Below are 15,137 nucleotides of genomic sequence, written 5' to 3'. Positions count from 1 at the left end.
GAACTATAAAATTCGCAAATAGAAACGCAAAAAACACAATATCAAAAAGGAGTCATCCCAATGAACATTCTTGTAATCGGTAGTGGTGGACGTGAACATGCCATTGCCAAGAAATTTAATCAAGCTCCTTCGGTAAATAAAGTATTCGTTGCGCCGGGCAATGATGGCATGAAACAAGATGCGGAAGTTGTGGCTCTTGATGCAATGGATTTTGCAGGACTTGCTCAATTTGCAAAAGAGCAGGCAATCGATTTAACTTTTGTAGGACCAGAGCAGCCGTTAGCAGGTGGGATTGTTGACTTCTTCCAAGAACGCGGGTTAACGATTTTTGGGCCAACAAAAGCTGCCGCGCAAATCGAAGGCAGCAAATCTTATGCCAAAGAAATTATGGAAAAATATAATATTCCAACCGCTGCATATGAAACGTTTACCGATGCAGAAAAAGCGATTGCTTATATTCAAAAGCAAGGAGCGCCTATCGTTGTAAAAGCAGATGGGCTGGCAGCAGGTAAAGGCGTAATCGTGGCAATGACAGAGCAAGAAGCTATTGATGCAGTCACTGATATGATCGGAAACCAACGCTTTGGCGAGTCTTCCTCTCGTGTAGTAATCGAGGAGTTTTTGGAAGGCGAAGAATTTTCCTTTATGTCATTTGTCCATAAAGGCCAAATTTATCCGATGGTTATCGCGCAAGACCACAAACGTGCTTTCGATGGGGATACAGGGCTGAACACCGGGGGCATGGGGGCGTATTCTCCAGTGCCTCAAATCGCTCAAGATGAGGTAGCGCGGGCATATATCGAGGTTGTGGAACCGACAGTCAAAGCAATGGAACAAGAAGGCGCCAGCTTTACCGGAATCTTGTATGCAGGCTTGATCTTAACAAAGCAGGGACCGAAAGTAATTGAATTCAATGCACGTTTTGGCGACCCGGAAACCCAGGTTGTTTTGCCGCGCATGAGTTCTGATTTTGGCTTGTTCATGAAAGCGTTAATGGAAGAAAAGTATTTCGACTTGCAATGGTCCAGCGAAGCAATGTTGGGCGTGGTCATCGCTGCCGAGGGATATCCTGGGGACGTTGAGAAAGGAAATCCACTTCCAGACTTGGCAGACTTAACGGAAAACTTTGATGTCTATCATGCCGGAACAAAACTTGAGGGCGATCACTTTGTCGGAAATGGCGGACGAGTTCTTTTAGTTGCCGCGAAAGCAGATACTTTAAAAGAAGCGCAGGAAAAAGTTTATGCCGGCATTGAACATCAACAATGGGATGGGTTTTTCTACCGCAAGGATATTGGATGGAGAACTTTTCAATCCTAAAAGAAGGCAAGAGGAGAGCGTCCTCTTGCCTTCTTTCTTTTAATGATTTTGTGTAGATTGCCCACTTTTTGAATTATTGGATTTACTTTGATTATTATTGTTGATTTGGTTTTTTTGGTTATTGGATTGATTGCTATTTGAAGCATTATTCTGGTTATTGTTTTGTGATTGATTTTGATTTTTATTCTGGTTATTTTGGTTGTTGTTTTGGTTTTGATTGTTGTTCTGGTTATTTTGATTATTGTTTTGATTATTATTTTGATTATTATTTTGCGACTGATTGTTTTGAGTGCCGGATACTGTATCAGCTACGGTTTTAGTTGCTTGTGATACAGCATTAACTACAGAGCCACTCGTAGTTGCACTCGAAACTGCTTGGGCAACTTGCGAAGCCGCTTGTGCAACATTTTGCACTGTAGCTCCAGTAGAACTTGAACCTTGTGAGCTGCTTGAAGAACCGGTACTGCCTGATGCATTCGATGAGCTACCTTTATTGCCCCATTTACCTTCGTAAAACTCATTGTAGGCCTGCATAATGCTATCGCCGCCGTCCAGGTAGTCGTTAAACGTGCTTGAAACGGCTTGCTTCACATTGGAATTGATTAAGCCCTTTGTCGGGCAATAAAGGAAAATACCTTCTGCCACTTTCATTGCGCCCGCTGCAATCAAGAAGGCGCCCATTCCGCGATTGTTAGATTCCTTTGCTAAGCATGCCGCACCGTATGCAGTCATGCCAACCCCGAGCGCCAAACGGACAAAACCGCTTCTTTCGGAAATGTTTTCTTCCATATAAAGTCACTCCTTTTTAATTTATTTCCACCTAACACTTTAATTTAGTAAAGTGCTATAATAAGATGAACACACAAAATTCATTCAGTAAGGTAATCTTGACTGAATGCGCATGCCTTTAAACGAAAGCATTCGCCAAGGCATATTGGATACTCAATAAATAATTGCACCTTTTTTGAGCAAAGTTAGTATGTGCGAATAAAAGTTAATTAAACAAAATAAATTTTATATGTAGTGGGAGGGAGTGTTTGAAATGCCAGAGTCTACTTGGAAGATCCGTGAAATTCGAAACCAAGTATCAGTCATTGATGGAAAAAGGGCGCCATCAAAGGTTTTAACCAATGTTCGTTATTTACATAGCGTGTTAAAACAATGGCTGACCGGAAATGTTTGGATTTTGGGAGACCGAATCGTTTATGTAGGTAAAGAAATGCCTGAAAATTTATCAGCTACTGAAGTGACCGACTTGGAAGGAAAAGTGGTGGTGCCTGGATATATTGAACCGCATGTGCATCCGACTTTGTTATATAATCCCCAGTCTTTCGCTGAATATGCAGCTCAAAGGGGTACAACCACATTCATAGCAGACAATATGACATTTATGCTTTCACTCCCTAACGAGAAAGCGTTTACAATACTGGATCAGTTGAAAAATCTGCCATTTTCTTTTTATTGGTGGGCACGTTTTGACTCACAATCACAGCTGGAAAATGAAGATGAACTCTTTACCAATAAATCGGTCACTGAGTGGCTCCAAAGAGAAGATGTGCTTCTTGGCGGCGAGTTAACGGGTTGGCCACGGTTAATTGATGGTGATGATTTAATGCTTCACTGGATTCAATCGGCAAAGCTTAAGGAAAAAAGAATAGAAGGCCATTTCCCGGGAGCATCGGAGAAAACGATTGCCCGTATGAAATTGTTTGGCGTGGACGGCGACCATGAAGCGATGGACGTCGAGGATGTGGAAAGAAGAGTTTTGCATGGTATGGATGTTACGTTAAGACATTCATCCATTCGTCCCGATTTACCGCATCTGCTTACAGGAATATTGGAGAAGAAATTGGCTATTTTCGATCATTTAATGATGACGACGGATGGTTCATCTCCGTCTTTCTATGAAGATGGCGTGATGGATCAATGCATTCGCATTGCTCTGCATCAAGGTGTGTCTCCAATGGATGCTTATAATATGGCGTCCTACAATATTGCGCGTTATTATAACAAAACACATTTGCACGGACTTATAGCAACCGGGCGATTTGCTACGTTAAATATTCTGAAAAATGAAATGTCGCCAACGCCAGAATCAGTTTTATCAAAGGGAGTTTGGTTAAAGCGCGAGAACCAAAAAGTTGATGTTCTTCCACCGATAGACTGGTCGGTTTTCGAAGACTATTCCATCCCTTTTGACATTTCGGATAGCGATTTTCAATTTTCGATGCCGATTGGTCTTCAATTGGTAAATGAAGTGATTACAAAGCCATATTCTATAAATTTGCAATTCAATCGAAAAGAGCTGCCAGCAGGCAATGAAGAAAGCTATTTAATGCTCATCGATCGTTATGGGAAATGGCGTGTCAACACCATGATTAAAGGGTTTGATACACATGTAAAAGGATTTGCTTCTTCATACTCCACTACCGGGGATATTATATTAATTGGTAAAAGCATAGAGGATATGAAGTGTGCATTCCACGAATTAAAAAGAATAAATGGTGGAATAGTTCTGGCAGAAAATAATGAAGTCGTTGTTTCCATCCCGCTTAAAATCAGTGGAAGATTTTATGATGGCACAATGGAAGAATTGATTGCATATGAAAAACAACTCACAAAAGCATTAAAAGAAAGGGGCTATGCTCATTCGGACGCAATTTATACTTTATTCTTCCTGCAATCCACTCATCTGCCTTATATCCGAATCACGCCAAGAGGGATTTATGATGTTATGAAGAAGAAAGTCATGTTGCCTGCCGTGATGCGCTAATAGGTGAAGTTTCATGCAATTCAATCAGTCGTTTTCTCCTGCTTTTCGGGCAAGCACACTCAAAAAAGTGCTGAAAAGCGAGCGCTTCACTTCTCTATCAGATAAAAGTGTCGTATACTTTTTATGAAACAGATAATAGTGCTAAAATAGGAAAACAGGCTATTGATACAGTAACAAAGCCAAACCTATTTACGTTAATCTGGGAATGAGCTGCGATTTATGCTTTAATAAATAAGCCTATTGCACTTTGGAATGTATGATTTTTTTAAATAACACATTTGGCCAACAAGGCATAATGATAGAAGTTCGTTGGAATGGTGTTTTAAAAGCGATTGACGAAGAAGATAGAGAACCAAAATTAGTCCGGGTAAAACCTGGGTGCATTTTGCGCCGACATTCCCAGGAAACGCGGTTTCGTTAACATATTCGCAGCAAAACGAAAGGATGATTTATTCATGCAGGTTGATAAAATTCGTGGCCATCAAACGGACCAATTATTTAAGGCTGTTTTGGAATTAAAAGATCTTGAAGAATGTTATGCGTTCTTTGATGATTTATGTACGATAAGCGAGATTCAATCGTTGGCACAACGTTTTGAAGTAGCTCATTTACTGCGCTTAAAGAAAACATATGAATCCATCAAAAAGGAAACAGGTGCTTCCACTGCCACAATTTCGCGTGTGCGCCGCTGTTTTGATTATGGAAATGATACGTATGATGAAATGTTGGGCCGTCTTTATCCAGACGAGAAACCGTTTCAAGCTTCAAAATAAGAAAACCTTATCAAAAAAAGCTGTTTAGTTAGTCAGGAATAAAGACTGCTAGATGGCTTTTTATCTTTGTTTTTGAAAGAAGCAATTTTAAAAAATGAAAACTTTTTGGCTTTAAAAGACTATACGTTATACTTGTAAACGAAACGATAAAACATTCGAATATTTGGTTAGTCAGCGATAAATTAGGTTCTTTGCCAGGCAAGGAATATTTTAATCGCTTGTATAAAAGAAGTTGATATGTGGATAGGAGGACAAGCTGGAAAATGGATTATAAAAATTGGCGGCATGTATTTAAGATTGATCCGGCGAAGGAAATTTCAGATGAAGCATTGGAACAAGTATGCGAATCGGGAACGGATGTTATTTTGGTTGGCGGGACGGATAATGTAACAATTGATAATGTGATCGATATCTTACTGAGGGTTCGACGCTTTTCCGTGCCTGTTGCATTGGAAATTTCGAATGTAGAGTCCATTTTGGCCGGATTTGATTATTACTTTATTCCAACCGTTTTAAATAGCACGGATACGAAATGGGTGAAGGATCTCCATCATGAAGCGATCAAGCAATATGGGGATGTTTTGGTCTGGGATGAACTAATTGCTGAAGGCTATTGTGTATTAAATCCGGATTGTAAAGTAGCGCAGGAAACGGGAGCAAAAACGGATTTGACGAAGGACGATGTTATTGCTTATGCACGCTTGGCGGAAAACTACTTTAAATTGCCGATTTTTTATATTGAATATAGCGGGGCGTATGGCGATCCAGAGATTGTTTCTTCCGTGAAAGAAGTATTAAGCGATACGAAGCTATTTTACGGCGGCGGCATCACAAGCCCGGAGCAGGCGGCTGAAATGGCGAAACTGGCAGACACTGTAATCGTTGGAAATATAATTTATGATGATTTAAAACAGGCATTAAAAACAGTGGATGCCGTTAAAAAATTGGTTATATGATTTAAAAATGAAAAACAATTCGTTATAATAAAAACAGAACAAACGTTTGTGTAAAGGCGGTGCATCATGGAACAGATAACGAAAAATTTGCTGAATGGCATGAACCCACAGCAAGCAGAGGCTGTGAAAGCGACGGATGGGCCATTGTTGATCATGGCAGGGGCGGGTTCCGGTAAAACGCGCGTTTTAACACACCGAATCGCCTACTTAGTAGTTGAAAAGGAAGTGTACCCATCTAAAATATTAGCCATTACCTTCACCAATAAGGCGGCGCGGGAGATGCGCGACCGAATCGATAATCTGCTCGGCAATGGAACGACTGAAAGTATGTGGGTATCTACATTCCACTCAATGTGTGTTCGTATTTTAAGACGCAATATCGACCAGATCGGGTTTTCAAAAAACTTCTCCATTCTGGATTCCAGCGATCAATTAACGGTGGTAAAAAATGTTGTGAAAGAGTTGAATATTGACCCGAAGCGTTTTGAGCCAAGAGCCATTTTAAATGCCATCAGCTCAGCTAAGAACGAATGCATCACAGCGGATATGTACAAAGCGAACAGCAACCCAAATAATCCTTATGAAAAAGTCATTTCACAAGTATATGAGGGATACGAAAAAAGACTCCGCCGAAACCAATCACTGGATTTCGACGATTTGATTATGACAACCATCACCTTATTTGAGCGTGTTCCTGAAGTACTGGAATTCTATCAAAATAAATTCCAATACATACACGTGGATGAGTATCAAGATACAAACCATTCCCAATATAAACTTGTGCAAATGCTTGCCCGTAAATTCAAGAACATCTGTGTTGTGGGAGATTCCGATCAGTCGATCTATCGTTGGCGCGGTGCTGATATCGGGAACATCTTATCCTTTGAAAAGGATTATCCGAATGCAAAAGTCATTTTGCTGGAACAAAATTACCGTTCGACGAAACGAATTCTGCAAGCGGCAAATGATGTGATTGAGCATAATGAAAGCCGCTATCCGAAAAAGCTCCGTACGGAAAATCTGGATGGCGAGAAAATCATTCTTTATAAAGCAGTCACTGAACAAGATGAAGCACAGTTTGTTGTGCAAACGATCCAAAAGTTAATGAAACAGGAAAACCGTACATTGGATGATTTTGCGATTCTCTACCGTACCAATGCCCAATCGCGTGTAATGGAGGAAGTACTCGTTAAATCGAATATGACTTACCAAATCGTGGGCGGCACAAAGTTCTATGACCGGAAAGAAATCAAGGATTTATTGGCCTACTTGCGATTGATCGCCAATAATGATGATGACCTTTCGCTGGCGCGGATTATTAATGAACCGAAACGAAGCATTGGAGCGACCTCTTTCGAAAAGATTGCTACTTATGCGATTGCGCAAGACCGTTCCATTTTTGATGCGATGAATGAAGTGTTGTTTATGGGGTTAACCGCAAAAGCGGCAAGTGCTGCTGAGAAATTCCATAAGTTAATTTCAGACTTTACGCAGATGCAGGAGTATTTGCCTGTTACCGAGCTTGTTGAGCAGGTGATTGACAAATCCGGTTATCGAACGATGCTGGAGAATGAAAAGTCGATTGAAGCAGAGAGCCGCCTGGAAAACATTGAAGAGTTTTTATCCGTTACAAAAGCGTTTGAAGAACGAAGCGAAGACAAATCCCTTATTGCATTTTTAACGGACTTGGCCTTGGTAGCCGACATTGATTCGATGGATAAAGAGGATACATCGAAGGGCAGTATTATTCTAATGACGATGCACGCTGCGAAAGGGCTTGAATTCCCGGTTGTTTTCATCATTGGAATGGAGGAAAATATCTTCCCGCATTCACGTTCCTTGGAGGATGCAGCAGAGATGGAAGAAGAACGCCGCCTTGCATATGTTGGGATTACGCGCGCCGAGCAGCGGCTTTACTTAACTTGCGCCGGCTCGCGTACGCTGTTTGGCCGTTCAAGTTATAACAGGCCTTCTCGATTTTTGCAGGAAATTTCGGAAGACATTATTGAGCAGATTTCCAAATCCGGCAGCCGATTAGATGAAGACTTGCCATTTGGCGCAAGACGCAATCAACGCGCCCAAAGCCAAAGAAGACGTTCTTTGGGCAATGTTCAAACCAAACCGCAGATTGCCAACCTCCAATCCACTGGCGGTGACCAACTTGAATGGAAAGCGGGCGATAAGGCGATTCATGGCAAGTGGGGAACCGGAACGGTGGTTAGCGTAAAAGGTGAAGGAGACGGAATGGAGCTGGATATTGCCTTCCCAAACATAGGGATTAAACGTTTGTTAGCTAAATTTGCTCCGATTACGAAAGGGTAAAGGAACTTAAACTTTGAAAGAATAATAAAGTTTAGATTCTGGAATAGTGTCCAGTGCAAGCTGCCCAGCCTGATTCTTGAGTGTGGGTTCTACCCTCGGTCGAAAGCTCAAAAAATGCTTTCGACTCAAGCAGCGTTGGGGGCTAATCAGGGCGCTTGCGCTTTTCTGATTATTTGGATGATGGAGGAAGAACATGAACGAGATTGAACAACGAATCGCCGAGTTAAATAAACTGCTTCATGAATATGGGCATGCGTACTATGTATTGGACAACCCGATTGTACCGGATGCTGTGTATGACCAATTGTTAAATGAATTGATCGCCCTCGAAAAGGAAAATCCCTCTTTAATTTACCCGGATTCTCCGACACAGCGAGTTGGGGGTACGCCGCTGCAAGGCTTTAAAAAAGTGACGCATGCCTTTCCGATGCTAAGTTTATCCAATGCATTCAATGAATTGGATTTGCGCGATTTTGACCGTAGAATTCGCCAGGCAATCGGCGATGATTTTTCATATGTCTGTGAACTGAAAATTGATGGGTTGGCCATTTCGCTGCGCTATGAAGATGGCATATTCGTTCAAGGGGCAACGCGCGGAGATGGCGTAGTTGGAGAGGAGATTACCGCGAACTTAAGAACCATTCGTTCGATTCCGCTTCGGTTGAAAGAACCGGTAACAATCGAAGTGCGCGGCGAAGCTTATATGCCGAAAAAATCCTTTGAGGCGCTTAATCAGTCACGCCAGGAAAAAGGGCTCGAGCTTTTTGCCAACCCGCGAAACGCAGCAGCGGGTTCGCTGCGCCAACTTGACCCGAAAATTGCGGCAAGCCGCAACCTTTCCACATTTATCTATGCAATCGGTGGCGACGGCGAAGCGTATGGCATTGACTCGCATGCAGAGATGCTTGATTATCTTGAAACACTCGGTTTTCCATCAAATAAAGAGCGCAAATTTTGTGAAACAATTGACGATTGTATAGCGTTTATTAATATGTGGACGGAAAATCGTCCAAATCTTGCCTATGAAATTGACGGCATTGTGATTAAAGTGAATCGCTATGCACATCAAGATGAATTGGGCTATACGGCTAAAAGCCCTAGATGGGCAATTGCCTATAAGTTCCCGGCAGAAGAAGCGATTACAACTGTTCTGGACATCGATTTAACAGTCGGTCGTACAGGTGTAATTACACCAACCGCAATTTTGGCACCGGTCGTTGTGGCTGGGTCAACTGTAGCAAGAGCATCGCTTCACAACGAAGATCTAATTCGGGAAAAAGATATCCGCATTGGGGACACCGTGATTATTCATAAGGCAGGGGATATTATTCCGGAGGTTGTGGAAGTTGTTCTGGAGCAACGTCCAGAGGATTCGGTTCCATTTGAAATGCCAACCCATTGTCCTGCCTGTGGAAGCGAGCTGGTTCGCATTGAAGGCGAGGTAGCGCTCCGATGCGTGAATCCTCAATGTCCTGCTCAAATCGCGGAAGGAATAAAGCATTTTGTTTCTCGCAATGCCATGAATATCGACGGCCTCGGAGAAAAAGTGGTAGAACAGCTGCTTCGTACAGAATATATCCGGGATGTTGCGGATCTTTATCATCTGAAAAAAGAACAGTTAGTGAAGCTTGAAAGAATGGGCGAAAAGTCTGCTGCCAATTTGGTAGAGGCCATTGACCGCTCGAAGGAAAATTCGATGGAACGCTTATTGTTCGGGTTGGGCATTCGCCATGTTGGGGAAAAAGCGGCAAAATTATTAGCCGAAGATTTTGAAACAATGGATGCCCTGATGGCAGCGAAAGAAGAAGACATTACGGCTATTCACGAAATTGGAGAAAAAATGGCCGATTCCATCGTAACTTATTTTGAAAAAGATGAAGCAAGGCTTTTAGTGGACCGCCTTAAAGAAGTTGGCGTCAATATGGCGTATAAAGGAAAGAAAGTACAAGTTGAAGTCGGGGACAATCCATTTGCCGGCAAAACAATTGTACTAACTGGGAAATTATCGCAATTGACACGGAACGAAGCAAAGGCGAAAATAGAAGAGTTGGGCGGAAAAGTCGCAGGAAGTGTGAGTAAGAAGACAGACTTGCTCATTGCAGGCGAAGATGCTGGTTCAAAGCTGACAAAAGCGACGGAACTGGGAATCGAAGTTTGGAATGAAGACCGCCTCGTAGAACAATTACAACAGTAAAGGAGTTTCTAACGATGAACCGTTTTCGCTGGATTCCGGCGATGGTCGTTGTTGCAATGTTAGCTGGCTGCGTGCCTTCATTCAAGGAAGATACAGAAGTGTTAAACGAAACCGATGAAACTGAAGCAGAAGTTGAAACGACAATCATCCCAAGTATGCAGTTAGAAGAAAGTTATTATCGAACGCTGGTCCCTTACAAAGAAAGTGCCAGCCGTGGATTAGTCGTATCAAATTTATATACCAAGTATGACATCAAAGAAGTAGAAGAAGGGTTAATGCGACTTTCACAAAATATTTATGATACAGAGAACTACTACTTCCAGGAAGGCCAGTATTTAGATGCGGACACAGTAAGCAACTGGCTTGCCAGAAGCAACCAAAATGAAGATGAACCCGAGGAACTTCGCGGACTGAATCCACCTGATGTGGATGCAAAGGGAGCTACATTAGATCCGACAGTAAGAGCAAAAGAAGCGCCGATTTATCTTGCTCATATCGTTGAACAAAACTACCTTGTCAAAACCGATGACAATAAAGTAACCCTTGGCGGAATTTCCATTGGTCTTGCATTAAACTCCATTTATTACTACCAGAAACAACAATATGGAGATACTTTTGAAGAACCAATTCCGCAGGCGGAGCTCGAAAAAAAAGGAAAAGAGATTGCGGAGGAAGTCATTTCCCGTCTGCGCCAACGACCTGAACTTCAGGATGTGCCAATTCTTATTGGTTTATTTGAGCAGCAAGCGAGAAATTCAATTGTCCCGGGGACTTATTTTTCATATAACGTATCCGAGCAAGGTGAAAATGGTTTAGGGGATTGGCAAGAGATTAACGAGGAATATGTCACTTTCCCAATGTCTTCGCCGGATGAGCTATATCGCAATGTGAATACTAGCTTCCAAAACTTTAAACAAGATATCGATGAATACTTCTCAAATCATACGAGTGTCATCGGAAGAGGATTTTATCAAAATAATACGCTCACAAAGCTATCCATCGAGATTCCGATTCAATTTTATGGAACAACCGAAATTATTGGTTTTACACAGTATTTGACAGGCGTGATGATTCAGCAGCTGCCGATGGATGTGGATATTGAAGTAAGCATTACCTCCATCAATGGTCCTGAAGCGCTTATTTTAAAAGAGCGCGGAGACGAAGAACCTTTTGTTCATATCTATGATTACTAACGGGTGACCCTAAAGGACGTGGATTGGTTCTTTGGGGTTTTTTCAGGAATTTATCATTGGAGTGTTTGAATCCATGTAATTTAAGGCGATAATAGAACTTGTTTACGAAGTGGACGAAAGAATATACAATGTATGATGAAAAGTGACAAATATTGATACGAATCTTCGTATTTTTGCCCAAATTTATGATTTATTTTAGCAAAAATGGTATCATTAATGATTATTGCCACGCATAGAATTCGGAGGTGTAAATTTATGGCGAAATTATCAAAAGAAGAAGTAAAACATGTCGCTCATCTGGCACGACTTGCTATTACGGATGAAGAAGCAGAGAAGTTTGCAGAACAATTAGGGAAAATTACGGACTTTGCACAAACATTGAATGAATTGGATACTACCAATGTAAAACCAACATCACATGTGCTTCCGATTGTAAACGTCATGCGTGAAGACGTAGCACAAAAAGGACTGGACCGTGACGTGATGATGTTAAACGTAAAAGAACAAGTGGATGGACAAGTAAAAGTACCACCAATCTTGGAAGACTAAGCAAAAGTTGAAGGAGGGTAATTCATGACGTTATTCGAACGTTCATCGAAAGAATTACAAGAAGGCTTACATAACGGCGAATTCAGTATTGCCGATTTAACGAACGAAGCGTTTGCTCGTATCGAGAACCTTGACGGCGATGTACAAGCATTCTTAGCTTTAAATAAAGATAAAGCCGCTGAACAGGCAGCTGAAATGGACAAGGTTCCATTTGAACAGCGCGGTCCTTTGTTTGGATTGCCGATTGGCGTAAAAGACAACATCGTAACGGAAGGATTGGAAACAACATGCGCTTCCAAAATCCTCGAAGGCTTTATGCCGATTTATGATGCGACAGTAGTGAAAAAACTGCGTGAAGCAGGCATGATTACTGTTGGTAAATTAAACATGGATGAATTCGCAATGGGTTCATCTAATGAAAACTCTGCTTTCAAAACAACAAAAAATCCATGGAATCTTGATCATGTACCAGGAGGATCCTCAGGTGCATCTGCAGCTTCAGTTGCAGCAGGGGAAGTACCTTTCTCTCTAGGTTCCGATACAGGTGGTTCCATCCGCCAGCCAGCAGCTTATTGTGGCGTAGTGGGTATGAAACCAACATATGGCCGCGTCTCTCGTTCCGGGTTGGTAGCGTTCGCTTCTTCATTGGACCAAATTGGGCCAATCACTCGAAATGTATATGATAATGCCCTTCTTTTGGAAGCCATTGCCGGAGTGGATCCTAACGATTCAACTTCAGCGAATGTGCCGGTACCAAACTACGTTTCCAAATTGGATGGCGATATTAAAGGCCTGCGTATTGCTGTACCGAAAGAATTCCTTGGCGAAGGTGTGGGGGATGCTGCCCGCAATGCTGTTCTAGAGGCATTGGAGGTACTGAAAGGTCTGGGTGCAACAGTTGATGAAGTATCGCTTCCTCACTCGAAATACGCTTTAGCGGCATACTATATCCTTTCATCTTCAGAAGCTTCATCCAACCTTTCACGTTTCGATGGAATTCGTTACGGTTACCGTGCTGAAGGCGTGAAAAACTTAATGGAGCTTTATAAAGAAACACGTGCACAAGGCTTTGGCGATGAAGTGAAACGCCGTATTATGCTGGGGACGTATTCATTAAGCGCAGGTACTTACGATGCATATTACAAAAAAGCGCAACAAGTCCGTACTTTAATTAAAGAAGACTACGACAAAGTTTTCGAAAACTATGATGTTATCGTTGGACCAACTGCGCCAACTGCTGCATTTAAAGTGGGAGAAAACGTAGATGATCCACTAACGATGTATGCAAACGACATTTTAACAATTCCGATTAACTTGGCGGGTGTTCCAGCCATTTCAATTCCATGCGGGTTTGACAACAACCTGCCATTAGGATTGCAAATTATCGGGAAACATTTCGATGAGGAAACAATTTATCGCACTGCATTTGCTTATGAGCAAGCGACTGAATTCCATCATCAAACTCCTCAGATCTGGGAGGGTAAATAATCATGAATTTTGAAACAGTCATTGGTTTAGAAGTACACGTAGAGTTAAAAACAGAATCAAAAATTTTCTCTCCAGCGCCAAACCACTTCGGTGCGGAGCCGAACACAAACACAACGGTTATCGATCTTGGATACCCTGGTGTGCTGCCTGTATTAAATAAAAACGTTGTTGATTATGCCATGAAAGCGGCACTTGCCCTTAACATGGACATCAACCAACATACAAAATTCGACCGCAAAAACTATTTCTATCCGGATAATCCGAAAGCCTATCAAATCTCGCAATTTGATAAACCAATCGGGGAAAATGGCTGGATTGAAATCGAAATCGAAGGAACCGACGGCCAACCGGGCTATACAAAACGAATCGGCATTACACGTCTTCACATGGAAGAAGATGCCGGTAAATTAACGCATGGCGATGGCTATTCTTTAGTGGACTTCAACCGCCAAGGTACACCGCTTGTGGAAATCGTATCTGAGCCGGACATCCGTACGCCTGCTGAAGCGTATGCTTATCTTGAGAAAATAAGAGCAATTATTCAATATACCGGGGTATCGGACGTGCGAATGGAAGAAGGGTCGCTTCGCTGTGACGCGAATATTTCAATTCGTCCTTACGGTCAAGAAGAATTCGGTACAAAAACAGAGCTGAAAAACCTGAACTCATTCAACTTCGTACGTAAAGGCCTTGAACATGAAGAGAAACGCCAAGCGGAAGTATTGCTTGCAGGTGGGGAAATCAAGCAAGAAACACGCCGTTTCGATGAGAAAACAGGCAAAACAATTTTAATGCGTGTCAAAGAAGGAACAGATGATTACCGTTACTTCCCAGAACCGGATTTAGTTGATTTACAAATCGACGATGAATGGTTGGAACGCGTTCGAGCGTCTATCCCTGAACTTCCGGATGCGCGCAAAAAACGTTATGTGGAAGCGATGGGCTTAAATGAGTATGACGCGAGAGTCCTTGTGGTAAACAAAGAGATCTCTGATTTCTTCGACTCGATGGTAGCAAACGGAGCAGACGCAAAGCTGTCGGCGAACTGGTTAATGGGTGATGTTTCAGCCTATTTGAACGCAGAGCAAAAAGAACTTGCCGATACTGCCTTAACGCCTGAAAACCTGGCTGGTATGGTGAAGTTAATTGCAGATGGAACGATTTCATCCAAAATCGCGAAGAAAGTATTCACGGAGCTAGTGAAAAACGGCGGCGATGCAAACGAAATCGTAAAAGCAAAAGGATTGGTTCAAATTTCGGATCCAGCTGTATTGCTTGGCTTCGTAACAGAAGTTTTAGACAACAATCCACAATCGATCGAAGACTTCAAAGCTGGTAAAGACCGTGCAATCGGCTTCTTGGTAGGCCAAATCATGAAAGCTTCCAAAGGCCAGGCTAATCCGCCAATGGTCAATAAAATCTTGCTGGAAGAAATCAATAAACGATAAATTTTTTAAAAGTATTTAGATTCTTAAGATGAATTGCCCCTGTAAGTCAATTGGTTGGCTTATGGGGGTTTTTGAGTGAATGGAAAAATAGAGTCTTTAAGTTTGAATAATGTCTAGCTAC

The 15,137-nt window shown here is 42.1% G+C and carries 11 protein-coding genes; 10 read left to right on the top strand and 1 reads right to left on the bottom strand.

What is annotated here, in order from left to right:
- Positions 1 to 60: 60 nt before the first annotated feature.
- Complete coding sequence (gene purD, locus D1B33_RS17250; RefSeq protein WP_118877655.1) at positions 61 to 1,320, top strand: phosphoribosylamine--glycine ligase; 1,260 nt, start codon at positions 61 to 63, stop codon at positions 1,318 to 1,320.
- Between the two features lie 39 nt (positions 1,321 to 1,359).
- On the opposite strand, the gene D1B33_RS17245 is transcribed toward purD, so the two are convergent.
- Entirely contained in the window at positions 1,360 to 2,109 is a 750-nt protein-coding gene (locus D1B33_RS17245; protein WP_118877654.1) for a DUF2892 domain-containing protein, read from the bottom strand.
- 253 nt (positions 2,110 to 2,362) lie between these two features.
- Between D1B33_RS17245 and D1B33_RS17240 the strand changes: the two genes are divergently transcribed.
- From D1B33_RS17240 to gatB, 9 genes are all read left to right on the top strand, one after another.
- Positions 2,363 to 4,093 (top strand): adenine deaminase C-terminal domain-containing protein, encoded by a 1,731-nt coding sequence (locus tag D1B33_RS17240; RefSeq protein ID WP_118877653.1) that lies wholly within the window; start codon positions 2,363 to 2,365, stop codon positions 4,091 to 4,093.
- Positions 4,094 to 4,548: 455 nt separating this feature from the next.
- Entirely contained in the window at positions 4,549 to 4,866 is a 318-nt protein-coding gene (locus tag D1B33_RS17235; protein WP_118877652.1) for a YerC/YecD family TrpR-related protein, read from the top strand.
- Positions 4,867 to 5,129: 263 nt separating this feature from the next.
- Entirely contained in the window at positions 5,130 to 5,822 is a 693-nt protein-coding gene (gene pcrB / locus D1B33_RS17230) for a heptaprenylglyceryl phosphate synthase (protein WP_118877651.1), read from the top strand.
- 66 nt (positions 5,823 to 5,888) lie between these two features.
- A complete protein-coding gene (gene pcrA, locus D1B33_RS17225) occupies positions 5,889 to 8,144 on the top strand; it encodes a DNA helicase PcrA (protein WP_118877650.1) in 2,256 nt (751 codons plus the stop codon).
- Positions 8,145 to 8,337: 193 nt separating this feature from the next.
- A complete protein-coding gene (gene ligA / locus D1B33_RS17220) occupies positions 8,338 to 10,338 on the top strand; it encodes an NAD-dependent DNA ligase LigA (protein WP_118877649.1) in 2,001 nt (666 codons plus the stop codon).
- Between the two features lie 14 nt (positions 10,339 to 10,352).
- Positions 10,353 to 11,531 (top strand): CamS family sex pheromone protein, encoded by a 1,179-nt coding sequence (locus D1B33_RS17215; protein WP_118877648.1) that lies wholly within the window; start codon positions 10,353 to 10,355, stop codon positions 11,529 to 11,531.
- Positions 11,532 to 11,786: 255 nt separating this feature from the next.
- Positions 11,787 to 12,080, top strand: coding sequence for an Asp-tRNA(Asn)/Glu-tRNA(Gln) amidotransferase subunit GatC (gene gatC / locus D1B33_RS17210; protein WP_118877647.1), 294 nt, complete (start codon positions 11,787 to 11,789; stop codon positions 12,078 to 12,080).
- 24 nt (positions 12,081 to 12,104) lie between these two features.
- Positions 12,105 to 13,568 carry an Asp-tRNA(Asn)/Glu-tRNA(Gln) amidotransferase subunit GatA gene (gene gatA / locus D1B33_RS17205; RefSeq protein ID WP_118877646.1) on the top strand — a complete coding sequence of 488 codons (1,464 nt, stop codon included), beginning with the start codon at positions 12,105 to 12,107 and terminating at the stop codon, positions 13,566 to 13,568.
- 2 nt (positions 13,569 to 13,570) lie between these two features.
- On the top strand, positions 13,571 to 15,016 hold the full coding sequence (gatB, locus tag D1B33_RS17200; RefSeq protein WP_118877645.1) for an Asp-tRNA(Asn)/Glu-tRNA(Gln) amidotransferase subunit GatB: 1,446 nt from the start codon (positions 13,571 to 13,573) through the stop codon (positions 15,014 to 15,016).
- The last annotated feature ends 121 nt before the right edge of the window (positions 15,017 to 15,137 follow it).

The sequence above is a fragment of the Ureibacillus yapensis genome (assembly GCF_003515775.1).
GTDB lineage: Bacteria > Bacillota > Bacilli > Bacillales_A > Planococcaceae > Ureibacillus > Ureibacillus yapensis.
Note: the sequence above shows the minus strand (reverse complement) of the source record. Positions and strands in the feature narration are given on the sequence as shown.